This window comes from Brevundimonas sp. AVps7, from assembly GCF_058681545.1.
On sequence record NZ_CM178742.1, the window covers coordinates 1,667,844 to 1,686,197 of the forward strand.

Below are 18,354 nucleotides of genomic sequence, written 5' to 3' on the forward strand. Positions count from 1 at the left end.
CGTTCCCGCGTTCGCGCCAGATCATTATCGGACCGGCAGGCCGTAGATCAGGCCGCCCGGTCGAGCGTTCCATTGTGCATTCAACCCGCGGGCCAGGTCGAGAGGCGATTGCGAACCGAGGTTCCGCTCGAAGATTTCGCCGTAGTTGCCCACGCCCTCGACCGCATCTGCCGCCCAGGTCTTCGACAGGCCCAGACGGGGCCCGAAATCACCGTCCGCGCCCAGCAGACGGCGGACCTGGGGCTCGCGGGCGTTCTCGGTCCGGTCCTCGACATTGGCCTGGGTCACACCCAGTTCCTCGGCGAGGATCAGGGCGTTGAGGGTCCAGCGGACGACGGCGGTCCATTGCTCGTCGCCGCGTCGCGTGACCGGGCCCAAAGGCTCCTTCGAGATCACGTCTGACAGCACCACATGCTGCTGCGGGTCGGCCAGGGTCGTGCGCGCCGCTGCCAGGGCGGAGACATCGGCGCTGAAGGCGTCGCAGGTCTCACGGCTGTAGGCCTGACGCGCGGCCTCTTCGGTCGGCAGGACCACGGCCCGATAGTCGATGCCCCGGCTGCGGAAATAGTCCTCTGCGTTCAGGGCGCTGGTGGATCCCGCCTGGACGCAGACCCGGGCGCCGTTCAGCTCCGACGCGCTGTTGAGGTCCAGGGAACGGCGGACCAGGAAGCCCTGGCCGTCGTAGTAGTTGACCCCGGCGAATGCGAGCTGGCCGCTGGAATCGCGCTCCATGGTCCAGGAGGTGTTGCGCCACAGGACGTCGATCCGTCCGTCCGCCAGGGCCTGGAACCGGTTCTCGGCCGTCAGGGGCACGAAACGCACAGCATCCGGATTGCCGAAAATGGCCGCCGCCAGACCGCGACAAAAGTCCACGTCGAAGCCGCGCCACTCTCCCCGATTGTCGGTGTAGGCGAAGCCGACCAGACCTTGATTCACGCCGCAGTTCAGCCGTCCACGCCGCTTGATGGCGGCGAGAGTCGGGCTTTCGACCGGCGCGGACGCGGTCTGGGTCGCGCCGGTCGTCGGCTCGATTGTCGGCGCGTCGGTCTCGCGCTCGCCGCGACCGCAGGCGGCCAGAAGGGTCAGGCCCGCGAGGCCCGCCAGTCGCATCCAGAAAGCCCCGGCTCGTTCGCCCATGGTCTGTCCCGCGTTCGCTGTCGTCACGACTCGCCCGTCGCGACCCCTTGCGCCCCCGCTGCTTTAGAGGCCTTTGGGGCGTCGTTCGCAACCCGTCGAGGCCACCATGGATCCGCTTTCCGACCGCACCCGGCTGATCGCGTCGGCGACCCGGCGCGGGGGCGGACGCCGTCCGGTCAATCCGCCGATCGAACGCGCCTCGACCCTGTTGTCGGACGCCGTCGGCGACATGCGCGACGCCAGCCTGGGGCCCCTCTACGGCATCGACGGGACGGCGTCGCAGGACGCGCTGCGACGCGCCATCGCCGATCTGGAGGGTGCGAAGGGCTGCTGGCTGGCGCCGTCGGGGCTGGCCGCCGTGACCCTGCCGCTGATGGCCCTCACGCGGCCCGGCGACGAGGTCCTGACCACGGACGCCGTCTACGGACCGGTCCGAAGGTTCGTGACCCGCTACATGGCCACGCGCGGCGTCACGGCCCGCTTCCACCCTTCAGAGGCATCCGCGGAAGAGGTCGCCGCGATGATCTCCGACCGCACGCGGGTGGTCCTGATCGAATCGCCCGGGTCGCTGACGTTCGAGATGATCGACGTGCCCGCCCTTGCGGCCGCCGCCAGGGCGCGCGGGGTCTTGACCGTCATGGATAACACCTGGGCGGCCGGACTGGCGTTCAGGCCGCTGGCTCATGGGGTGGATGTCAGCGTTCAGGCCCTGACCAAATACGTCGGCGGCCATTCGGACCTGATGCTGGGGGCGGTCTGTGCGAGCGACGCCTCAGTCATCAAAGCCATTGCCGACACCCATGAGGACATCGGCCTGTGCGTCTCGCCGGACGACGCCTGGCTGGCGCTCCGAGGCCTGCGCACCCTGCCCCTTCGCTATAGCGAACAGGCGCGGTCGATGATGCAGGTGACCGAATGGCTGGCTGGCCGCCCAGAGGTCTCGCGCGTGCTGCACCCCGCCCTGGCCGACGATCCGGGTCATGCGCTGTGGGCGCGTGACTTCAGCGGCGCCGCGTCCCTGTTCGGGGTGGTGATGAAGGGCGGCGACGCAAAGTCCGCCCACGCCTTCCTGGATTCTCTCAGCCTCTTCGGCCTCGGCTATTCCTGGGGCGGGTTCGAGAGCCTGATCACGTTCGAGACGCCGCAGATGGCGTTCCGCGAGGCGCCGCCATTGCTGGAGGGGCCGTTGCTGCGGCTGCATGTCGGGCTGGAAGATCCGACCGACCTGATCGACGATCTCGAGGTCGGTCTGGCCGCCTGGCGGGCGGCCCTCGTCTAGCCGCCGATCTCGGGCATCATGCCGGTGACGAAGGAGCGCATGCCGGTCTCGGGCCGCAGCATGCCGCGCAACAGGTTCACCGTCACAGCCGCATTGTCCTCGAACACGAAGCGGCTTTGGGTGAATTTGCAGTTGGCGAAACCGGGCTGTTCCACGCCCTTGAACACCAGTTGGGCGTTCCTGAATTCGCAGTCGATGAAGGTGTTTCCGTCCAGAAGCTGACGGCCTTCGAGAACCTGATTGCGGATTTCGGCCATGCGGATGTCCCTTGCTGGTGGAGATGGCGCGCCCAGCAGGACTCGAACCTGCAACATCCCGCTTAGAAGGCGGGTGCTCTATCCGGTTGAGCTATGGGCGCCGCGTTTGGCTCAAGTAGCAAGCGACCGCGTCGCGAGCGATAGCCAAAAAGAATGGGACTCAAGCAGCGAGCGCCCGTGGCGCGAGCGGTAGCCAAAAAATATGCGGCTCAGGCAGCGCACGCCCGTGGCGCGAGCGGTAGCCGCCCGCTCAATGCGTCCAGGGCTGTTTGCGGGCGGTGGCGAAGTTGTCGGCATAGGCCTTCAGGATCACCGGCGGCTCCTGCGGCTCATGCAGACGGAACGGAATGCCATGGCGTTCGGCGTAGGCGACGGCGTCTTCCTTCGTTTCGAACGCCAGACGCACCTGGCCGTTCATGTCGGAAGAACTGGTCCAGCCCATCAGCGGATCGATGGTGCGCGCCGAGGCCGGCTCAAAGTCCAGCCGCCAGTCCTTCGACTTGGCCTTGCCCGACTGCATGGCGGTCTTTGCGGGGCGATAGATGCGGGCCAGCATGGTCGGTCTCACAAAATCCGTGGCTCAAGGAGCGAGGCGCCGCGCGCCGAGCGATAGCCACCAAGGATATGGTCGGAGTGAGAGGATTCGAACCTCCGACCCTCTGGTCCCAAACCAGATGCGCTACCAGGCTGCGCTACACTCCGGCGGAGGGGTCTGCCAGCAACCGCGCCGTGGTGCAACGCAAGAATGGCGTCAGGGGCGGAAGAAGGGGTGGATGACCTTGTCGCCGGCCTTGGCGCCGATCTCTTCCGCCCGCCCGGCCCTGAGCTCCAGAACGCCGTTGGCGGCGCCGTTCGAGGGGATGGGGGCTTCCGAATAGGGCGTCGTGTGGTGGGCGATCGAGACGATCGAGCCGGTCGGGTCGATATAGAGGATGTCGAGCGAACTGGGTGTATTCTGCATCCAGAAGGCCTGTTCGGCCGGGGCCGGGAACTGGAACAGCATGCCGCGGTCGTCGGCCAGCGGCGGGCGGTACATCAGGCCGCGGGCGCGTTCAGGATCGTCGTCGGCGATCTCGACCAGGAAGACATGCTCGCCCGAAGCCGTGACGATCTTCAGTTCCTCGAGTGGATTTCCCGCCTCGTCCACCGGCGCGGAGGATCCGGCGCAGGCCGAAAGGGCCAGGCCCAGGGCCAGGGTTCCCATAGTGAGAAGACGCCTCGACAGCATGACCGCCCTTTCAGGGCGACCTTTCAGTCGCCCGGTCTGATTTCCGCGACCACCAGCCCCTTGGGGCCTTCGGCGAACCGCACCGCCACTGTCTCGCCAGGGACCAGATCGTCCAGTCCGCAGCGACGCAGGGTCTCGATATGGACGAAGATATCCCCCGGATCGGTCGCGCGCACCACGAAACCGTAGCCCTTGGTGCGATTGAACCACTTCACGGTCGCGGCCTCGAGCACCCCGGACGTCTCGACGTCGACCGGCTCGCGGATCGCCCGGGTATCGGCCCTCAGTCCCTCATAGCCGGACCGTCGCACCGGGGCTTCGACCTGGCCTTCGCCCAGGTCATGGACCTGAACCACCTGCCAGCCCTTGGGACGGCGCGCACAGTCGCATTCGATGGGGGCGCCCTCGCCGGCCGATTCCCAGCCGCCGTCGCGCAGGCTGCTGATGTGCAGCAGGACATCCTTGGCCTCGGTCTGGCCGGGGTCGTCGGGCACGATAAAGCCGTAGCCCTTACCGGCATCGAACCATTTTACTCGGCCGGCGATCCGGACCGTGTCCGTCGCGTCCAGCCCCTCGTAGTCAGACACTTCAAGCCCCCCGTCCGCACACTCCCTGCGAACGGCTCATGTTTAACACGGTTCTGTGAACCCGGGAAAATCGAAAAACGCCGGTTTCAACCGCCTTGGGGCCGGAACGTGCAACGAACTCGCGTGCGGCCGTGCCGAGATCACACCTCGAAAGCACGATCCTGCGCATCGCCGGGGCGAAGGCGGTCGAAGAATGACGATGAGATGGAATGCCCCGCGTGGCAGTCCCTAGGGGAGTCGAACCCCTCTTTTCAGGTTGAAAACCTGACGTCCTAACCGATAGACGAAGGGACCGCTGCGCGGGGAAGCGGCGATATAGCCAACCCTCTCGGAGGGCGCAAGCGCCGTTTCGACTTAAGTCGCCATCCGCGGATCGGCGATGTCCTCGATCTCGAACTGCACGCCCTTGCGACCGTTCCAGTCGTCCGCCTTCAGACGACCCACGACGTTCAGCCCGCCCTGCCCCGCCAGCAACGCACGGCCGGTCGGCAGGTCGGCGCAGCGCCAGGCGATGGCCTTCACCGAGGCGCCGTCGGCCCCGACGAGACGGCAACGCACATGACCGCCGTTCATCTGCACCGGCTCGCGGGCCTGAACGCCGTGCAGGGCAAACAGGGGCTCGGGGTTGGCGGGACCGAAGGGGGCGAGGCGCTCGAAATCCTCGAACAGGGCGCGCGAGGCCGCGCCGGCTTCGATCAGGGCGTCGACCTCGACCCAGTCCAGGGCCTCCGCATCGACCTGTTCATCGGCCATGGCGACGTTGAGGAAGTCTCGAAGGGCGTCAATGCCGTCGGGCCTGATCGTCAGACCGGCCGCCATGGCGTGCCCTCCCCCGGCCAGCAGCAGGCCGTCGCGCCAGGCCGCCTGTATCGCGCGGCCCAGGTTCATGCCGGGCTGGGAACGGCCCGAGCCCTTGCCGACCTTGCCGACGGCGTCGACGCCGATGACGATGACCGGCTTGCGCCACCGCTCGCGCAGACGGCCGGCGACGATGCCGACGACGCCGGGGTGCCAGTCCTCGCCGGAGACGACGACCACGGCCGAGCCGTCGGCGTGCTGTCCGGTGGCCTCGACACGGCGGGTGGCGGTCTCGGTGACCTCGCGCTCGACCTCGCGGCGGGCGATGTTCAGCGCGTCCAGTTCTTCGGCCAGCGCCTGGGCTTCCAGCGGATCGTCGGTCGAGAGCAGGCGGGCGCCGAGATCGGCCCGGCCGATTCGGCCGCCAGCGTTGATGCGCGGACCCAGGATGAAGCCGGCGTGATTCGATTTGGCCGGGCCGGGTTCACTGCCTGCGACGGCCAGCAGGGCCTTCAGCCCCGGATTGCCCCAGCTCGACATGACTTTCAGGCCCAACCCCGTCAGGGCGCGGTTGAAGCCGATCAGGCCCGTCACGTCGCAAATGGCGCCGAGCGCCGCGAGATCGAGCCACTGACGGATGTCCGGCTCTGCCCGCTCGGCGAACAGGCCCTGTTTGCGCGCCTCGCGGTTCAGGGCGGCGAGCAGGACGAAGACCACTCCGGCCGCCGCCAGATTGCCTTGCCCCGACGTGTCGCCCGGCCGGTTCGGATTGACGACCGCCAGACACTGGGGCGGCTCCTCGCGCATCATGTGGTGGTCAATGACCACGACCTTCAACCCGATGCCGCAGGCGTGGGCGATGGCCTCGTTGGCCGCAGCGCCGCAATCCACCGTAATGACCAGATCGGCGCCCGATGCCTTCAGCCGGTCGAAGGCCAGCGGGCTGGGACCGTAGCCCTCGGTCAGACGGTCGGGGACATAGATGGGCAGGTCCGCGCCCAAGGCCCGGAACCAGCGCACCAGCAGGGCCGCGCTGGAGGCGCCGTCGACGTCGTAGTCGGCGAAGACGTGGATCGCCTCACCGGCCTGGATCGACGCGACGATGGCTCCGGCCGCCGCATCCATGTCCATGAAGGACGACGGATTGGGGAAGAGCCGCTTCAGCGTCGGTTCGAGGAAGTCCGCGCCGGCATCCGCCGCCACACCCCGCGCCGCGAGCGCCCGGGCCAGCGGTTCGGACAGACCCAGGCCCTGCATGTGGGCGCGGATCACCGAGGTCTCGGCCGGACGCTGGCGCCACGCCCGCCCGGACAGCGAGCGCGAGACATCAAGAAACCCCGGCGTCAGATCCGATGCCGGGGCGCCGTCCGCCATCAGAGGGGGCGCGTGGTGCGGATGCGCCGCACCGTGCGGGTCGAGGAGTCCATCACCAGCGTATGGGTGGTGACGAAGCCACTGCCCATCTGGACGCCGTCCAGCATGGCTCCCTTGGTCACGCCGGTGGCGGCGAAGACGGCATCCTTCGACACCAGTTCGTGCAGGTCGTATTTGCGGTCGAAGTCGGTGACGCCGGTGCGCTGGGCGCGGGCCCGCTCGTCGTCGTTGCGGAACAGCAGGCGGCCCTGGAAATGGCCGCCGACGCATTTCAGCGCCGAGGCGGCCAGCACGCCCTCGGGCGCGCCGCCCGAACCAAGGTAGAGGTCGATGCCCGTCTCGGGCTCGGCCGTGTGGATCACCCCGGCCACGTCGCCGTCGGTGATCAGCATGACCCGGGCGCCGACCTCGCGCAGGGCCGCGATCAGGGCCTCGTGGCGCGGCCGGTCCATGACGCAGACCGTGATGTCCTCGGGCCGCACACCCTTGGCCGAGGCCAGGGAGCGGACGTTGTCGCCCGGCTTCATGTCCAGATCGACGGTGCCCGGCGCATAGCCAGGCCCGATGGCGATCTTGTCCATATAGGTGTCGGGCGCGTGCAGCATGCCTCCGCCGGCCGACATCGACAGCACCGTCAGGGCGTTGGCCATGGCCTTGGCCGTCAGGGTGGTGCCTTCCAGCGGATCGAGCGCGATGTCGATCTTGGGGCCTTTGCCGGTGCCGACCTTCTCGCCGATGTAGAGCATCGGGGCTTCGTCGCGCTCGCCCTCGCCGATGACGATCTTGCCGTCGATGTCGAGGCTGTTCAGCGCCGTGCGCATGGCGTCGACCGCCAGCTGGTCCGCGTGTTTCTCGTCGCCGCGGCCGATCTGGGCCCAGGACGCGATGGCGGCCAGTTCGGTGACCATGGCGGCGTCTGCAGCGAGGGTCGAGGCGAAGGGGGCCGTGTCAGCCATGTCGAAATGCTCCTGAGGAGAGATGATCCCCGGATTCTCTGGACCGGGCGATAGGGACGATAATCAGCGGGGCGCCGGGCCCCGATCGACGGGCGGCGGGGCCGCGCCGCGCTGTCGCGTGCGGGCGGCGAAGGCCTCGACTTCCGCCTGGGTCTCGGCGGTGACGGGGGCGATGGCCTGGGCGTCGACGCGGCTGTTGACCTCGGTGGCGAAGGCGACGGGATCGCCGAGCTGCCAGTCGATCCGAGCGGCTTCTGCGGCCAGGTCCGTGCCGCTGCCTCTCAGACTGTTCACGCGCGACGCCACCTCGACCGGCTCCGGCAGGGGATCGGTCGAGCGCGGGAAGTCTTCCCAGCGCGGATAGGTGCGATTGGCGTCAACCAGGGCCTGAACGCGCGGCGCGACAGGCGAGGCCTCGTCCGTCTGGGGGTCGAACGCGGTCGCGCATCCGCCCAGTCCCGTCAGGATCGAGGCGAGCAACAGGCCGCCGGATATCTTTTTCACCAGACACGCGTTCATTTCGGGTCCGGTCTAAGCCATGATCGTGACAGGCGGAAGGGCGGAGCATACGTCCGACGTCACAGCGGAGGCGCGCGGATACCCATGGCCAAGACCCCCAGGACACCGCCCGAGCCACTGGAGGCCGCCAAGGCCCCTCGCAAGTCCGGCCGCCCGACCTCCGCCAGGCCACGCGCGCCCAAGGCGAAAAAGACCGAGAGCGAGCCTGTCGTCGCGGAAGCCGCCCCCTTGGCAGAGCCAAGGGCCGCCACGCCTCAGGCCGCGCCGCCGCCCCCTGCCGACAATCCGTTCGCCTTCCCGGGCGCCGACCAGCGCGAAATGCTGGAAGCCCTGTCGCTGAACCTCGCCAGGGCGGCGATGACGGCCCAGTCGGCGATCGCCGAGGCGGCCCTGTCGCAGGCGGATCGCCCCTCCGCCCTGTCGGCGGACCCGTTCAACGTCGGCCCGGCGATGAACTCGGTGATGACCAGCCTGGCGTCTCGCCCGGACAAGCTGTTCGCGGCACAGGCCGATCTGTTCAACCGCTACATGGACCTGTGGGCCACCTCGACGCGCCGCGCGGCGGGCGAAGAGGCCCCAGCCCCCTCGAAGGACAAGCGGTTCAAGGACCCGGCCTGGTCCGAAAACCCGATGTTCGACATGATGCGCCAGTCCTATCTGGCCACCTCCGACTGGATGAACGGGCTGGTCTCGTCGGTCGAGGACGTCGATCCGCGCACCAAGCGCCGGGCCGAATTCTTCACCAAACTGCTGACCGACGCCTTCTCGCCTTCGAACTTCCTCGCCTCCAACCCCGCCGCCCTGAAGGCGATGGCCGACACCAACGGCGAATCGCTGGTGAAGGGGATGCAGAACTTCGCCGCCGACCTCGAGCGCGGCATGGGCAAGCTGAAGATCAGCCAGGCTGACTACGGCAAGTTCGTCGTCGGCGAGAACGTCGCCACCGCCCCCGGCCAGGTCGTCTGGCGCGACGAACTGTTCGAACTGATCCAGTTCGATGCCGCGACAGAGAAACAGCACGCCGTCCCGCTGCTGATCTTCCCGCCGTGGATCAACAAATTCTACATCATGGACCTGCAGCCGGAGAACTCGCTGATCCGCTGGCTGTCGGCCCAGGGGTTCACCGTCTTCGTCTGTTCCTGGGTCAATCCGGACAAGGACAAGGCCGGGTTCGGCTTCGACGAGTACCTCGAGAAGGGGATCTATCGCGCGGTCGAGAAGACGCTGGAGCAGACAGGCTCGAAGACCGTGAACACCGTCGGCTACTGCATCGGCGGGACCCTGATGGGCGCCGCGCTGGCGCATATGGCCGAGAAGAAGGACACCCGCGTCGCCGCCACCACCTTCTTCGCCGCCCAGCACGACTTCGCCGAGGCCGGCGATCTGTTGCTGTTCACCGACGAGCACTGGCTGAACGAGGTCGAGCAGCAGATGGACGCAGCGGGCGGCGTCCTGCCCGGCGCGGCGATGGCGGAGACGTTCAACGCCCTGCGGGCCAACGACCTGATCTGGTCATTCTTCGTGTCCAACTATCTGATGGGCAAGTCGCCGGCAGCCTTCGACCTGCTGTTCTGGAACGCCGACCAGACCCGCATGCCCAAGAAGCTGCATCTGGACTATCTGCGGTCCATGTACGGCCAGAACCTGCTGAGCACGGGCGGGTTCACGATCGGCGGGGTCAAGGTGGACCTGTCGAAGGTGACGATCCCTCTCTACTTCCAGGCCAGCCGCGAGGACCACATCGCGCCGATGAACTCGGTCTATCGCTCGGCCAGAGCCTTCTCGAACGCGGCCGTCACCCTGACACTGGCGGGCTCCGGCCATATCGCCGGGGTCATCAATCCGCCGAGCGCCAACAAATACCAGCACTGGACCAACGACGCCCTGCCGGGCTCGCTGGCCGAATGGCAGGCGGGCGCCGTCGAGCATCCCGGCAGCTGGTGGAATCACTGGGCCGCCTGGCTGGCCGACAAGTCGGGCGACATGATTCCCGCGCGTAATCCCAACAAGGGGCCGCTGAAGCCCATCGAGCCGGCCCCCGGCTCCTATGTGAAAGTGAAGTCTTGAAGCGTCTTGAGCCCAACCTCCTGCTGGCCGTCTCGACCCTGATCGCCCTGATCCTGCTGATCACGACCGCCACGGTGTTCGGCGCGCCCGGCGGGGCGATCAAATACCCGGTCATCGCCGTGATCTGCGTCGTCGCCTTCGTCATCGGCAACGGCATGATGGCGGGGCGGACGGGTCGGGTGACGCCGCCGATGATCAACCTCGACACCCCGGCCACAGCCGCCTGGGCCGGCGGCTTTCCGATGCTGGTCATCCTGTTCGCGGGCGTTCCGCTGATCTGGACCGGCCACGACTACGGCCTGCTGATCATCATCGCCTCGGTCATGGCCGGGGTGACGGTCGAATCCGCCCTGAAGGCCCGACGCAGCGTCTAGGCAGGCCTGAAGATCAACGACACCCCGTTGTTGCAATAGCGTTTGCCCGTCGGGCGCGGGCCGTCGTCGAACACATGGCCCTGGTGCCCCAGGCAGCGGGCGCAATGATACTCGGTGCGCGGAAAGCCGATGGCGAAGTCCTGCTTGGTGCCCAGAGCGCCGTTGATCGGCGCGTAGAAACTGGGCCAGCCGGTGCCGCTGTCGAACTTGGTCCGCGACTGGAACAGCGGCAGCTCGCAACCCCGGCAGACGAATGTCCCTGTGCGGTGCTCGTCGTTCAGCGGGCTGGTGTAGGGACGTTCCGTGCCTTCGTGGCGCAGGACATCGTAGCTGATGCCGGGAAGACGCTGACGCCACTGGGCGTCGGTGATCCGGCGGAACGGCGAGTTGGCGTACCGGGCCTCCGAGGCGTCGGCCTCGCTTGACGTGCAGGAGGCCAGGGCGGTCGCGGCGGCGCCGAGCAACAGGGTCCGGCGGGAGGTCGTGAGGGCGTGGGTCATGGTCCTGTATACGTCGGGAGACGGGGCGAGGTTTCAAGCCACCCCTTCCTTTCGTCATCCTCCGGCAAGCCGCTCTTGCGGCGCAGACCGGGGGACCCTTCGTCATCCTTCGGCCGATCGAAGATCGGACCGGGGGAGGCGCCGAAGGCGATCTGTTCAGACGCGATGTTGGAAGCGTCGTGTACGCGACAGGTTCGCGCTCTCGCGCGCCGCTGGTTCCCCCGGTCTCCGCTTCGCTACGCCGGAGGATGACGAAAGAGGGGAAGGCGGATCAGCTCAGCCCCGTCGCCTCGTCCAGACCCAGCATCAGGTTCAGGTTCTGCACCGCCGCGCCCGACGCGCCCTTGCCGAGGTTGTCCAGCAGGGCGACCAGCCGCGCCTGCGACCCGTCGCGGTTGCCGAAGACATGCAGCCGCATGCTGTTGGTGCCGTTCAGGCCCTCGGGATCCAGACCCGTCATCGCTGCGGTCTCGTCGAGCCCGGCGACCTCGACGAAGCGGCAGCCGTCATAGGCCTCGACCAGGGCGCCGTGCAGGCGATCGATCGACGGCGTCTCCGGCAGGGCCGCGAGCTGCAGCGGCACCTCGACCAGCATGCCCTGGCGCCAGGCGCCGACGGCCGGGGCGAACAGGACGTCGTGCTTCAGGCCGGAATGTTTGGTCATTTCCGGCACATGTTTGTGCTGCAGGGACAGGCCATAGGCGCGGTAGGTGTCGGTCGTGCCGCCCTGCTCGAACTCGGCGATCATGGACTTGCCGCCGCCAGAGTAGCCGCTGACCGCGTTGACCGTTACCGGCCAGTCGGCGGGCACGAGGCCGGCCCTCACCAGTGGGCGCACCAGGCCGATGAAGCCGGTCGGATAGCAGCCCGGGTTCGACACCCGGCGTGACCCGCAGATCTCGCCGCGCTGGACGGCGTCCATCTCGGCGAAGCCATAGGTCCAGCCCGTGGCGACGCGGAAGGCGGTCGAGGCGTCGATGACCCGCGTCGTCGTGTTCTCGATCATGGCCACGGCTTCCTTCGCCGCCTCGTCGGGCAGGCACAGGATCACGGCGTCGGCGGCGTTCAGCGCCTCGGCGCGCGCGGCCGGGTCCTTGCGCCGGTCGCCGGTCAGGGAGATGAACTCCAGGTCCGCCCGGCCTTCCAGCCGCTGCCGGATCTCCAGCCCTGTGGTCCCGGCCTCGCCGTCGATGAAGATGGTGTGGGTCATGGGTGTCTCCCGACCAAAGAAAAAGGGCGCTCCGGTTTCCCGAAGCGCCCCGTTTCGTAATCGCTTTCGCGAAACGGCTTAGCGCTTCGAGAACTGGAACGAACGGCGGGCCTTGGCGCGGCCGTACTTCTTGCGCTCGACCACGCGGCTGTCGCGGGTCAGGAAGCCGTGCGGCTTCAGGACCGGGCGCAGGGCCGGTTCAAAGTGCGTCAGGGCGTGCGACAGGCCGTGGCGGATGGCGCCGGCCTGGCCGGACAGACCCGAACCCTCGACCGTGCAGACCACGTCGAACTCGGTCTCGCGACCGCAGACGACCAGCGGCTGGGCGATCATCATGCGCAGGATTTCGCGGGCGAAATACTGCAGCTGATCCTTGCCGTTGATGGTGAACTTGCCGGTGCCGGGCATAACCCAGACGCGGGCGATCGCGTTCTTGCGCTTGCCGGTCGAATAGGCGCGGCCCTGGGCGTCGACCTTGCGGACGTAGACCGGAGCGGAGTTGTCGTAGCCGTTGTCCGAAACGCCGAGGCCCTTCAGGGCGTCGAAGCCGGTCGCGGTTTCTTGAGTGACGTCGGTCATGCTCAGATGCTCCGGGTGTTCTTGGCCGAGCGGCCGGCGAAGTCGATGGTCTCGGGCTGCTGGGCGTCGTGCTCGTGGGCCGAGCCGGCGAACAGGCGCAGGTGGGTCATCTGACCGCGAGCCAGCGGGCTTTCCTTCGGCATCATGCGCTCGACGGCCTTTTCGAGCACGCGCTCGGGGAAGCGGCCGTTCAGGACCTTCTGCGGGGTCGTCGACTTGACGCCGCCCGGGTGGCCGGTGTGGCGATAGTAGACCTTGTCGGTCAGCTTCTTGCCGGTGAACACGACCTTGTCGACGTTGGTCACGACGACATAGTCGCCCGAGTCAACGTGCGGGGTGTAGGTCGGCAGGTGCTTGCCGCGCAGGCGCATGGCGATGAAGGTCGCGAGACGGCCCACGACGACGCCTTCAGCGTCGATGTGGATCCACTTCCTCTCGACCTCGGACGGCTTCAAGGCAGCCGTGGTGCTCTTCAGCATGAGGTGGTTCCTGAAATAGGAGGCGAAACGGGGTCGCTCCGGACGGGCCGAAGCGAGCGAAGGCGCGCTAGTAGGGGAAACGTCCACAGGCGTCAATGCCGACTTCAGTGCGCAAAGTGGCCTACATCACTGTTCTGGCACGACTTTCCTGTAACGGTATTAAAATACCGCACGATTTGAACCCCTATCGGCGCGGACCGGACATGAAAAGCCGGGGTTGGGAGCGCCGGACCAGCCAGAGATTGGCCGTCGCCAGCGCCAGAACAACCGCCGCCCCCGCCTGGTGCAGACCGCCGAGCCACATCGGCACGGCGTGGATCAGGGTCACGATCCCCAGCGCAGCCTGCAGCCACAGGGCGCCCGCCACCACGAAGGCCGAAACGCCGAGCCCCTCGGCCAGCCGCCAGCGCCAGGCCTGGACGGCGTAGAGGGTCCCGCCGATCAGCAGGCCATAGGCGAAGATGCGGTGATTGAACTGGACCAGGGCGTGGTCGTGCAGGAAGGCCAGCCCGCCCAGACCCCAGTCGACGGGCGCAAGAATGTCGCCGTTCATCAGCGGCCAGTCGGTGTAGATGAAGCCCGCCTTGGCCCCGGCGACGAGCCCGCCCAGCAGGCACTGAACGAAGATCGCGCCCAGCAGGATAGCGGCGCCCCGGCTCCACCCGGCCGGGGAGCGCGAATGTTCCTCGCCCGACCAGGCCTCGAGGGCCGTCCAGATCAGGCCGGCGAAAATGATGAGGGCCAGCCCCAGGTGGGTCGCCAACCGCTCGGGGGCGACGTCGACCCGCTCGGACAGGCCCGACGACACCATCCACCAGCCGATCAGTCCCTGCAGGCCGCCGAGAGCCAGAAGGATGGCGCAACGCCAGATCAGGCGCGTCGGAATGGCCATGCGACCCAGGAACGACCGTTCCGGCAGCAGACGGAAGGCCAGGAAGGCGAAGAACGGGAGGGCGAAGGCGGCGCCGATCAGCCGTCCGAACAGCCGGTGCAGCCATTCCCACCAGAAGATGCCCTGGAACTCCGACAGGCTCATGCCGGCGTTGACCTGTGCGTACTGGGGGATGGCCTTGTACTTGTCGAAGGCCTCGGCCCAGTCGGCGGCGGTCATCGGCGGCAAGGCGCCCATGATCGGCTTCCATTCGGTGATCGACAGGCCCGAGCCCGTCAGCCGGGTGATCCCCCCGATGACCACCATGGCGAACACCATGGCGGCGCAGACGAACAGCCAGATGGCGACGGCTTTCGACTGGTCCCGACTTCTGAAACGGCTCATTCGACGCCTGACGCTCCAACGGATACAGTGTCGCTAATCGGGGCGACCGGGGCGGTATGCCCTTCGATCGTGGCGAGATCAAAGTCTGAAGTCATGACGCGAGGTCGCAACCCGGCCCGCCTGGAGTCTGCCCTTTTGGAATCAGTGCTGGAATACGCCGACATCGTCGTCGCCATCGTGGGCGCCTTCGTCCTGGCCTGGGTCGCTGATCTGCTGACCGGGCGACGGGGTCTGTTCGCCGCCTCCCTGGTGGCCTTCACGGGCGCGGCCTGCGGATGGTTCCTTGCCGTGCGGGTGTTCGGGGCCTCGACGATGGACGAGTTTCGCTGGGTGCTGTGGTCGGGCGCCGGGTCGATCCTGGGTCTGGTCACCTACTATCTGTTCCGGAACACCCGCTGATGGGGCTGCGAGCGCGTCGGGCGATCGCCTCCGTCGGGATCGTCATCTTTCTGGGCGTCTACGTCTGGCTGGTCATCGCCATCGGGGCCCATGTGCCGGATCATCCAGTCGCGACGTTGGCGTTCTACGGGTTGGCCGGGACGCTGTGGGGCGTGCCGCTGCTGCCGTTGATGTCCTGGGCCGAGGGCAAGCCGTTCCTGAAAAAGCGGCAGGGCTCGCGCTCAGGCAGCGAGTGATCGCTTCGCGAGCGGTCGCGCCCTGAAACCCAAAAAGGGGCCGCTCGAAAGCGACCCCTCTTTAGCCGACACATTTTCCTGAAAAGGAAGATGGTCGGAGCGACAGGATTCGAACCTGCGACCCCTTGACCCCCAGTCAAGTGCGCTACCAGGCTGCGCCACGCTCCGAGAGGCCGGTCCTATAGCGGGGGGTTCGCGTCGCCGCAAACGAGAAAACGCAACCGGCCTTCAATGGCCGGTTTCAGCCCGCCAGAACGGCGTCGAGACGCGCGCGGGCGCCCTCCAGATTGGCCAGAATCGCCCGCAGCTCGCTTTCGGATCCCCCCGAGGCCGGTGCGGCCGCTTCGCTCGGCGGCGCAGACGCGCGCGCAGCGCCCGCATCGGCGTCCATGCTGAAACCGGCGCCGGCATCGCCGTAGGCGGCCAGACGCGCCAGCCCCTGCTCCTTGTGCAGACGCTGTACGCCCTTGATGGTCAGGCCCTCGTCGTGCAGCAGCCGACGGATAGCCTTCAGCACCACGATGTCCTGCGGGCGATAGAATCGCCGGCCGCCCGCGCGCTTCACCGGGGCGACGAACGGAAACTTGGTTTCCCAGAACCGCAGCACATGCTGCGGCGCGCCAACAGCCTCGGCGGCCTCCGAAATCGTCCGGAAGGCGTCGGGGCCCTTGGCCATCAGGCGCCGGCGCCGTGGACGCGGGACTTCATGATCTGGGAGGCGCGGAAGCTGATGACGCGGCGAGGGTTGATCGCGGCCGGCTCGCCCGTCTTGGGGTTGCGGCCCATGCGCGCGCGCTTCTCACGGACCTGGAAGACGCCGAATCCGGACAATTTGACCGTCTCGCCGCGCTCAAGGCTCTCGACGATGAGTTCCAGAGTCCGCTCGACCATGCTGGAGCATTCCTGTCGCGACAGGCCGACCTCTTCGTGGACAGCCTCGCACAGGTCCGCGCGGGTCAAGGTTTGCAGTTCGCCCAAGGTTCGTCCCCTTTGATCCCGACATACCATAGAAGGCGAAAAGCGGGCGAAGTCAAAGGCCAGCGCGCCGCTGTAGCCCGAAGTTACAATCGGAAGGCGCAGGCGCCCCAGGTCAGGCCGCCGCCCATGGCCTCCAGAAGCACCAGATCTCCCCTCTTGATCCTCCCGTCACGAATGGCGGCGTCCAGCGCCAGCGGGATCGAGGCGGCCGAGGTGTTGGCGTGCATGGCGACCGTGGAGATCACCTTGTGCTCGTCCAGCCCCAGCCGGTCGCCCACGCCCTTGATGATTCTCTGGTTGGCCTGGTGCGGCACGAACCAGTCGACCTCGGGCACGGTGATGTTGGAGGCGGCGCAGGCGGCGGTGATCGCCTCGGCGATGTTCACCACGGCGTGACGGAACACCTGATTGCCGGCCATGCGCAGATGCCCGACGGTTCCGGTGCTCGACGGACCGCCGTCGACATAGAGGAGATCGGTCTTGGTCCCGTCCGAGCGCAGGGCGAAGCCCAGCAGGCCCTGATCGGCCGAGGTCCCCTGCCCTTCGCGCGGCTCGACCACGATGGCGCCCGCGCCGTCGCCGAACAGGACGCAGGTCGTGCGGTCGGTCCAGTCCATCAGCCGGGTCATCTCCTCGGCGCCGATGACCAGGGCGCATTTCGCCAGTCCGCGCGCGACGAAGCCGTCGGCGACGCTCAGCGCATAGACGAAGCCCGAGCAGACAGCCTGGACGTCGAAGGCGATACAGACCGGCGCGCCGATCTTGCGCTGCACGATCGAGGCGGTCGCCGGGAAGGTCATGTCGGGGGTCGTCGTGGCGACGATGATCATGTCGACGTCGGCGGCGGTCTTGCCGGCGTCGGCGAGCGCCCGCTTCGCCGCCTCGGCCGCGAGGTCGCTCGTCGGCTGGTCGTCGCGCGCCCTGTGGCGCTGGCGGATGCCCGTGCGCTCGATGATCCATTCGTCGGATGTGTCGACGAACTCCGCCAGGTCGGCATTGGTCACGACCTGTTCCGGCAGATAGGAGCCGACGCCGGTGACGGCGCTACGGATAACGCTCACGAAACGCTCTCTTGAGACTGGGATTGGGGGGCCGCGGGGGCGTGCATGACGTCGTCCAGTCGACCCAGGTTGGCGCCGACGGTCTGCATATAGTCACTGCGGGCCAGATCGACAGCGATGCGAATGGCGTTGCCGAATCCCTTGGCGTCGGCGCCGCCGTGGCTCTTCACCACGATGCCGTTCAGCCCCAGCAGCGGGCCGCCGTTGATGGCGCTCGGATCGATCTTCTGGCCCATGGCCTTCAGCGCCGGCATGGCGATCAAGGCGCCCATCTTGGCCTGCAGGCTCGAGGTCAGGGCCTCTTTCAACAGGCTGGAGATGAAGCGGGCCACGCCCTCGGCGGTCTTCAGGGCGATATTGCCGGTGAAGCCGTCGGTGACGACCACGTCGACCGTGCCCTTGGCGATGTCGTCGCCCTCGACGAAGCCGTGATAGTTCAGGCCCAGACCGCCTTCACGCAGGATCCGCGCCGCCTCGCGCACCTCCTCGTGGCCCTTCATGTCTTCCGAACCGACGTTCAGGATGCCGATGGTGGGTCTGGCCACGCCATGGACGGCGGTGTGGAAGGCCTCGCCCATGATGGCGAACTCGACCAGCTGTTCGGCGTCGCTCTCGATATTGGCGCCGACGTCCAGAACCGCCGTGACGCCGCGCAGCGTCGGCCAGCTTGCCACGATCGCAGGCCGCTCCAGACCCGGGGCGGACATGCGCAGGATCAGCTTGGAGATGGCCATCAGGGCGCCGGTGTTGCCGGCGGAAACGATCGCCCCGGCCTCGCCAGACTTCACCGCTTCGATGGCGTTCCACAGGCTGGAGCCCTTGCCGCGCCGCATCGCCTGGGCCGGTTTTTCGTCTGAGGCGATCTTCTTGTCGGTATGACGAATGTCGCAGACTTCGGACGTCAGGTTGAACTTCGCCAGTTCCGCGACGATCGCCTGCTCATCCCCGTGCAGCAGGAAGGTGACCCCCTCGCCGCCATGCCGGCGGATGTAGTCGCGGATGCCGCCGACGACGACGGGCGGGCCATGGTCGCCGCCCATGGCATCGAGCGAAATAAGTG

22 protein-coding genes and 4 tRNA genes are annotated in these 18,354 nt (G+C 67.6%); 5 read left to right on the plus strand and 21 right to left on the minus strand.

Annotation, left to right across the window (positions count from 1 at the left end; genetic code table 11):
• Positions 1 to 24: 24 nt before the first annotated feature.
• Positions 25 to 1,137, minus strand: coding sequence for an amino acid ABC transporter substrate-binding protein (locus ACW17Y_RS08200; RefSeq protein ID WP_492035244.1), 1,113 nt, complete (start codon positions 1,135 to 1,137; stop codon positions 25 to 27).
• Between the two features lie 106 nt (positions 1,138 to 1,243).
• Between ACW17Y_RS08200 and metC the strand changes: the two genes are divergently transcribed.
• The gene (gene metC, locus ACW17Y_RS08205; RefSeq protein ID WP_492035245.1) at positions 1,244 to 2,416 is read left to right on the plus strand and encodes a cystathionine beta-lyase; all 1,173 of its coding nucleotides are present in this window, start codon (positions 1,244 to 1,246) and stop codon (positions 2,414 to 2,416) included.
• Here metC and ACW17Y_RS08210 read toward each other — a convergent pair.
• The 10 genes from ACW17Y_RS08210 to ACW17Y_RS08255 form a co-directional block, all read right to left on the minus strand.
• Positions 2,413 to 2,673 (minus strand): hypothetical protein, encoded by a 261-nt coding sequence (locus tag ACW17Y_RS08210; RefSeq protein WP_492035246.1) that lies wholly within the window; start codon positions 2,671 to 2,673, stop codon positions 2,413 to 2,415. The two genes, metC and ACW17Y_RS08210, sit on opposite strands and share 4 nt — an antisense overlap.
• A 24-nt stretch (positions 2,674 to 2,697) precedes the next feature.
• Positions 2,698 to 2,774 (minus strand) — tRNA-Arg (locus ACW17Y_RS08215).
• Positions 2,775 to 2,923: 149 nt separating this feature from the next.
• Entirely contained in the window at positions 2,924 to 3,229 is a 306-nt protein-coding gene (locus ACW17Y_RS08220; RefSeq protein WP_492035247.1) for an ETC complex I subunit, read from the minus strand.
• 69 nt (positions 3,230 to 3,298) lie between these two features.
• Positions 3,299 to 3,375 (minus strand) — tRNA-Pro (locus ACW17Y_RS08225).
• A 49-nt stretch (positions 3,376 to 3,424) separates the two neighbouring features.
• Positions 3,425 to 3,877, minus strand: coding sequence for a DUF192 domain-containing protein (locus tag ACW17Y_RS08230; RefSeq protein ID WP_492035248.1), 453 nt, complete (start codon positions 3,875 to 3,877; stop codon positions 3,425 to 3,427).
• A gap of 47 nt (positions 3,878 to 3,924) precedes the next feature.
• Positions 3,925 to 4,488 carry a cold-shock protein gene (locus tag ACW17Y_RS08235; protein WP_492035249.1) on the minus strand — a complete coding sequence of 188 codons (564 nt, stop codon included), beginning with the start codon at positions 4,486 to 4,488 and terminating at the stop codon, positions 3,925 to 3,927.
• Between the two features lie 219 nt (positions 4,489 to 4,707).
• Positions 4,708 to 4,782, minus strand: a tRNA-Glu gene (locus ACW17Y_RS08240).
• Positions 4,783 to 4,842: 60 nt separating this feature from the next.
• Positions 4,843 to 6,660, minus strand: coding sequence for a single-stranded-DNA-specific exonuclease RecJ (gene recJ, locus ACW17Y_RS08245; protein WP_492035250.1), 1,818 nt, complete (start codon positions 6,658 to 6,660; stop codon positions 4,843 to 4,845).
• Positions 6,660 to 7,616, minus strand: a complete 957-nt coding sequence (gene glpX, locus ACW17Y_RS08250; RefSeq protein ID WP_492035251.1) for a class II fructose-bisphosphatase — start codon at positions 7,614 to 7,616, stop codon at positions 6,660 to 6,662. Before glpX ends, recJ begins: the two co-directional genes overlap by 1 nt.
• 63 nt (positions 7,617 to 7,679) lie before the next feature.
• On the minus strand, positions 7,680 to 8,120 hold the full coding sequence (locus ACW17Y_RS08255; protein ID WP_492035252.1) for a hypothetical protein: 441 nt from the start codon (positions 8,118 to 8,120) through the stop codon (positions 7,680 to 7,682).
• 99 nt (positions 8,121 to 8,219) lie between these two features.
• Between ACW17Y_RS08255 and phaC the strand changes: the two genes are divergently transcribed.
• Together phaC and ACW17Y_RS08265 are read left to right on the plus strand one after the other, a co-directional pair.
• A complete protein-coding gene (gene phaC / locus ACW17Y_RS08260) occupies positions 8,220 to 10,202 on the plus strand; it encodes a class I poly(R)-hydroxyalkanoic acid synthase (RefSeq protein ID WP_492035253.1) in 1,983 nt (660 codons plus the stop codon).
• Positions 10,199 to 10,576: a hypothetical protein gene (locus ACW17Y_RS08265; RefSeq protein ID WP_492035254.1), complete on the plus strand. Its 378-nt coding sequence runs from the start codon at positions 10,199 to 10,201 to the stop codon at positions 10,574 to 10,576. Before phaC ends, ACW17Y_RS08265 begins: the two co-directional genes overlap by 4 nt.
• On the opposite strand, the gene msrB is transcribed toward ACW17Y_RS08265, so the two are convergent.
• From msrB to ACW17Y_RS08290, 5 genes are all read right to left on the minus strand, one after another.
• Complete coding sequence (gene msrB, locus ACW17Y_RS08270) at positions 10,573 to 11,076, minus strand: peptide-methionine (R)-S-oxide reductase MsrB (RefSeq protein WP_492035255.1); 504 nt, start codon at positions 11,074 to 11,076, stop codon at positions 10,573 to 10,575. The genes ACW17Y_RS08265 and msrB overlap by 4 nt on opposite strands.
• 271 nt (positions 11,077 to 11,347) lie before the next feature.
• Positions 11,348 to 12,286: an N-acetyl-gamma-glutamyl-phosphate reductase gene (gene argC, locus ACW17Y_RS08275; protein WP_492035256.1), complete on the minus strand. Its 939-nt coding sequence runs from the start codon at positions 12,284 to 12,286 to the stop codon at positions 11,348 to 11,350.
• Positions 12,287 to 12,364: 78 nt separating this feature from the next.
• Entirely contained in the window at positions 12,365 to 12,865 is a 501-nt protein-coding gene (rpsI, locus tag ACW17Y_RS08280) for a 30S ribosomal protein S9 (RefSeq protein ID WP_492035257.1), read from the minus strand.
• A 2-nt stretch (positions 12,866 to 12,867) separates the two neighbouring features.
• Entirely contained in the window at positions 12,868 to 13,344 is a 477-nt protein-coding gene (gene rplM / locus ACW17Y_RS08285; protein WP_428149223.1) for a 50S ribosomal protein L13, read from the minus strand.
• A gap of 184 nt (positions 13,345 to 13,528) precedes the next feature.
• Positions 13,529 to 14,620 carry a COX15/CtaA family protein gene (locus tag ACW17Y_RS08290; protein ID WP_492035258.1) on the minus strand — a complete coding sequence of 364 codons (1,092 nt, stop codon included), beginning with the start codon at positions 14,618 to 14,620 and terminating at the stop codon, positions 13,529 to 13,531.
• A 144-nt stretch (positions 14,621 to 14,764) separates the two neighbouring features.
• Between ACW17Y_RS08290 and ACW17Y_RS08295 the strand changes: the two genes are divergently transcribed.
• Together ACW17Y_RS08295 and ACW17Y_RS08300 are read left to right on the plus strand one after the other, a co-directional pair.
• Positions 14,765 to 15,019 (plus strand): transglycosylase, encoded by a 255-nt coding sequence (locus ACW17Y_RS08295; RefSeq protein WP_492038265.1) that lies wholly within the window; start codon positions 14,765 to 14,767, stop codon positions 15,017 to 15,019.
• The gene (locus tag ACW17Y_RS08300; RefSeq protein ID WP_492035259.1) at positions 15,019 to 15,255 is read left to right on the plus strand and encodes a DUF2842 domain-containing protein; all 237 of its coding nucleotides are present in this window, start codon (positions 15,019 to 15,021) and stop codon (positions 15,253 to 15,255) included. Before ACW17Y_RS08295 ends, ACW17Y_RS08300 begins: the two co-directional genes overlap by 1 nt.
• A 91-nt stretch (positions 15,256 to 15,346) precedes the next feature.
• Here the strand turns inward: ACW17Y_RS08300 and ACW17Y_RS08305 are convergent.
• The 5 genes from ACW17Y_RS08305 to plsX all read right to left on the minus strand — a co-directional run bounded on the left by ACW17Y_RS08305 (position 15,347) and on the right by plsX (position 18,334).
• Positions 15,347 to 15,423: transfer RNA gene (locus ACW17Y_RS08305), tRNA-Pro, on the minus strand.
• Positions 15,424 to 15,496: 73 nt separating this feature from the next.
• Positions 15,497 to 15,931, minus strand: coding sequence for a MerR family transcriptional regulator (locus tag ACW17Y_RS08310; protein ID WP_492035260.1), 435 nt, complete (start codon positions 15,929 to 15,931; stop codon positions 15,497 to 15,499).
• Positions 15,931 to 16,224 (minus strand): integration host factor subunit alpha, encoded by a 294-nt coding sequence (locus ACW17Y_RS08315; protein ID WP_428152634.1) that lies wholly within the window; start codon positions 16,222 to 16,224, stop codon positions 15,931 to 15,933. The genes ACW17Y_RS08310 and ACW17Y_RS08315 overlap by 1 nt, the downstream gene beginning before the upstream one ends.
• 92 nt (positions 16,225 to 16,316) lie before the next feature.
• Positions 16,317 to 17,294: a beta-ketoacyl-ACP synthase III gene (locus tag ACW17Y_RS08320; protein WP_492035261.1), complete on the minus strand. Its 978-nt coding sequence runs from the start codon at positions 17,292 to 17,294 to the stop codon at positions 16,317 to 16,319.
• A complete protein-coding gene (gene plsX / locus ACW17Y_RS08325; protein WP_492038266.1) occupies positions 17,291 to 18,334 on the minus strand; it encodes a phosphate acyltransferase PlsX in 1,044 nt (347 codons plus the stop codon). The genes ACW17Y_RS08320 and plsX overlap by 4 nt, the downstream gene beginning before the upstream one ends.
• Between the last annotated feature and the right edge of the window lie 20 nt (positions 18,335 to 18,354).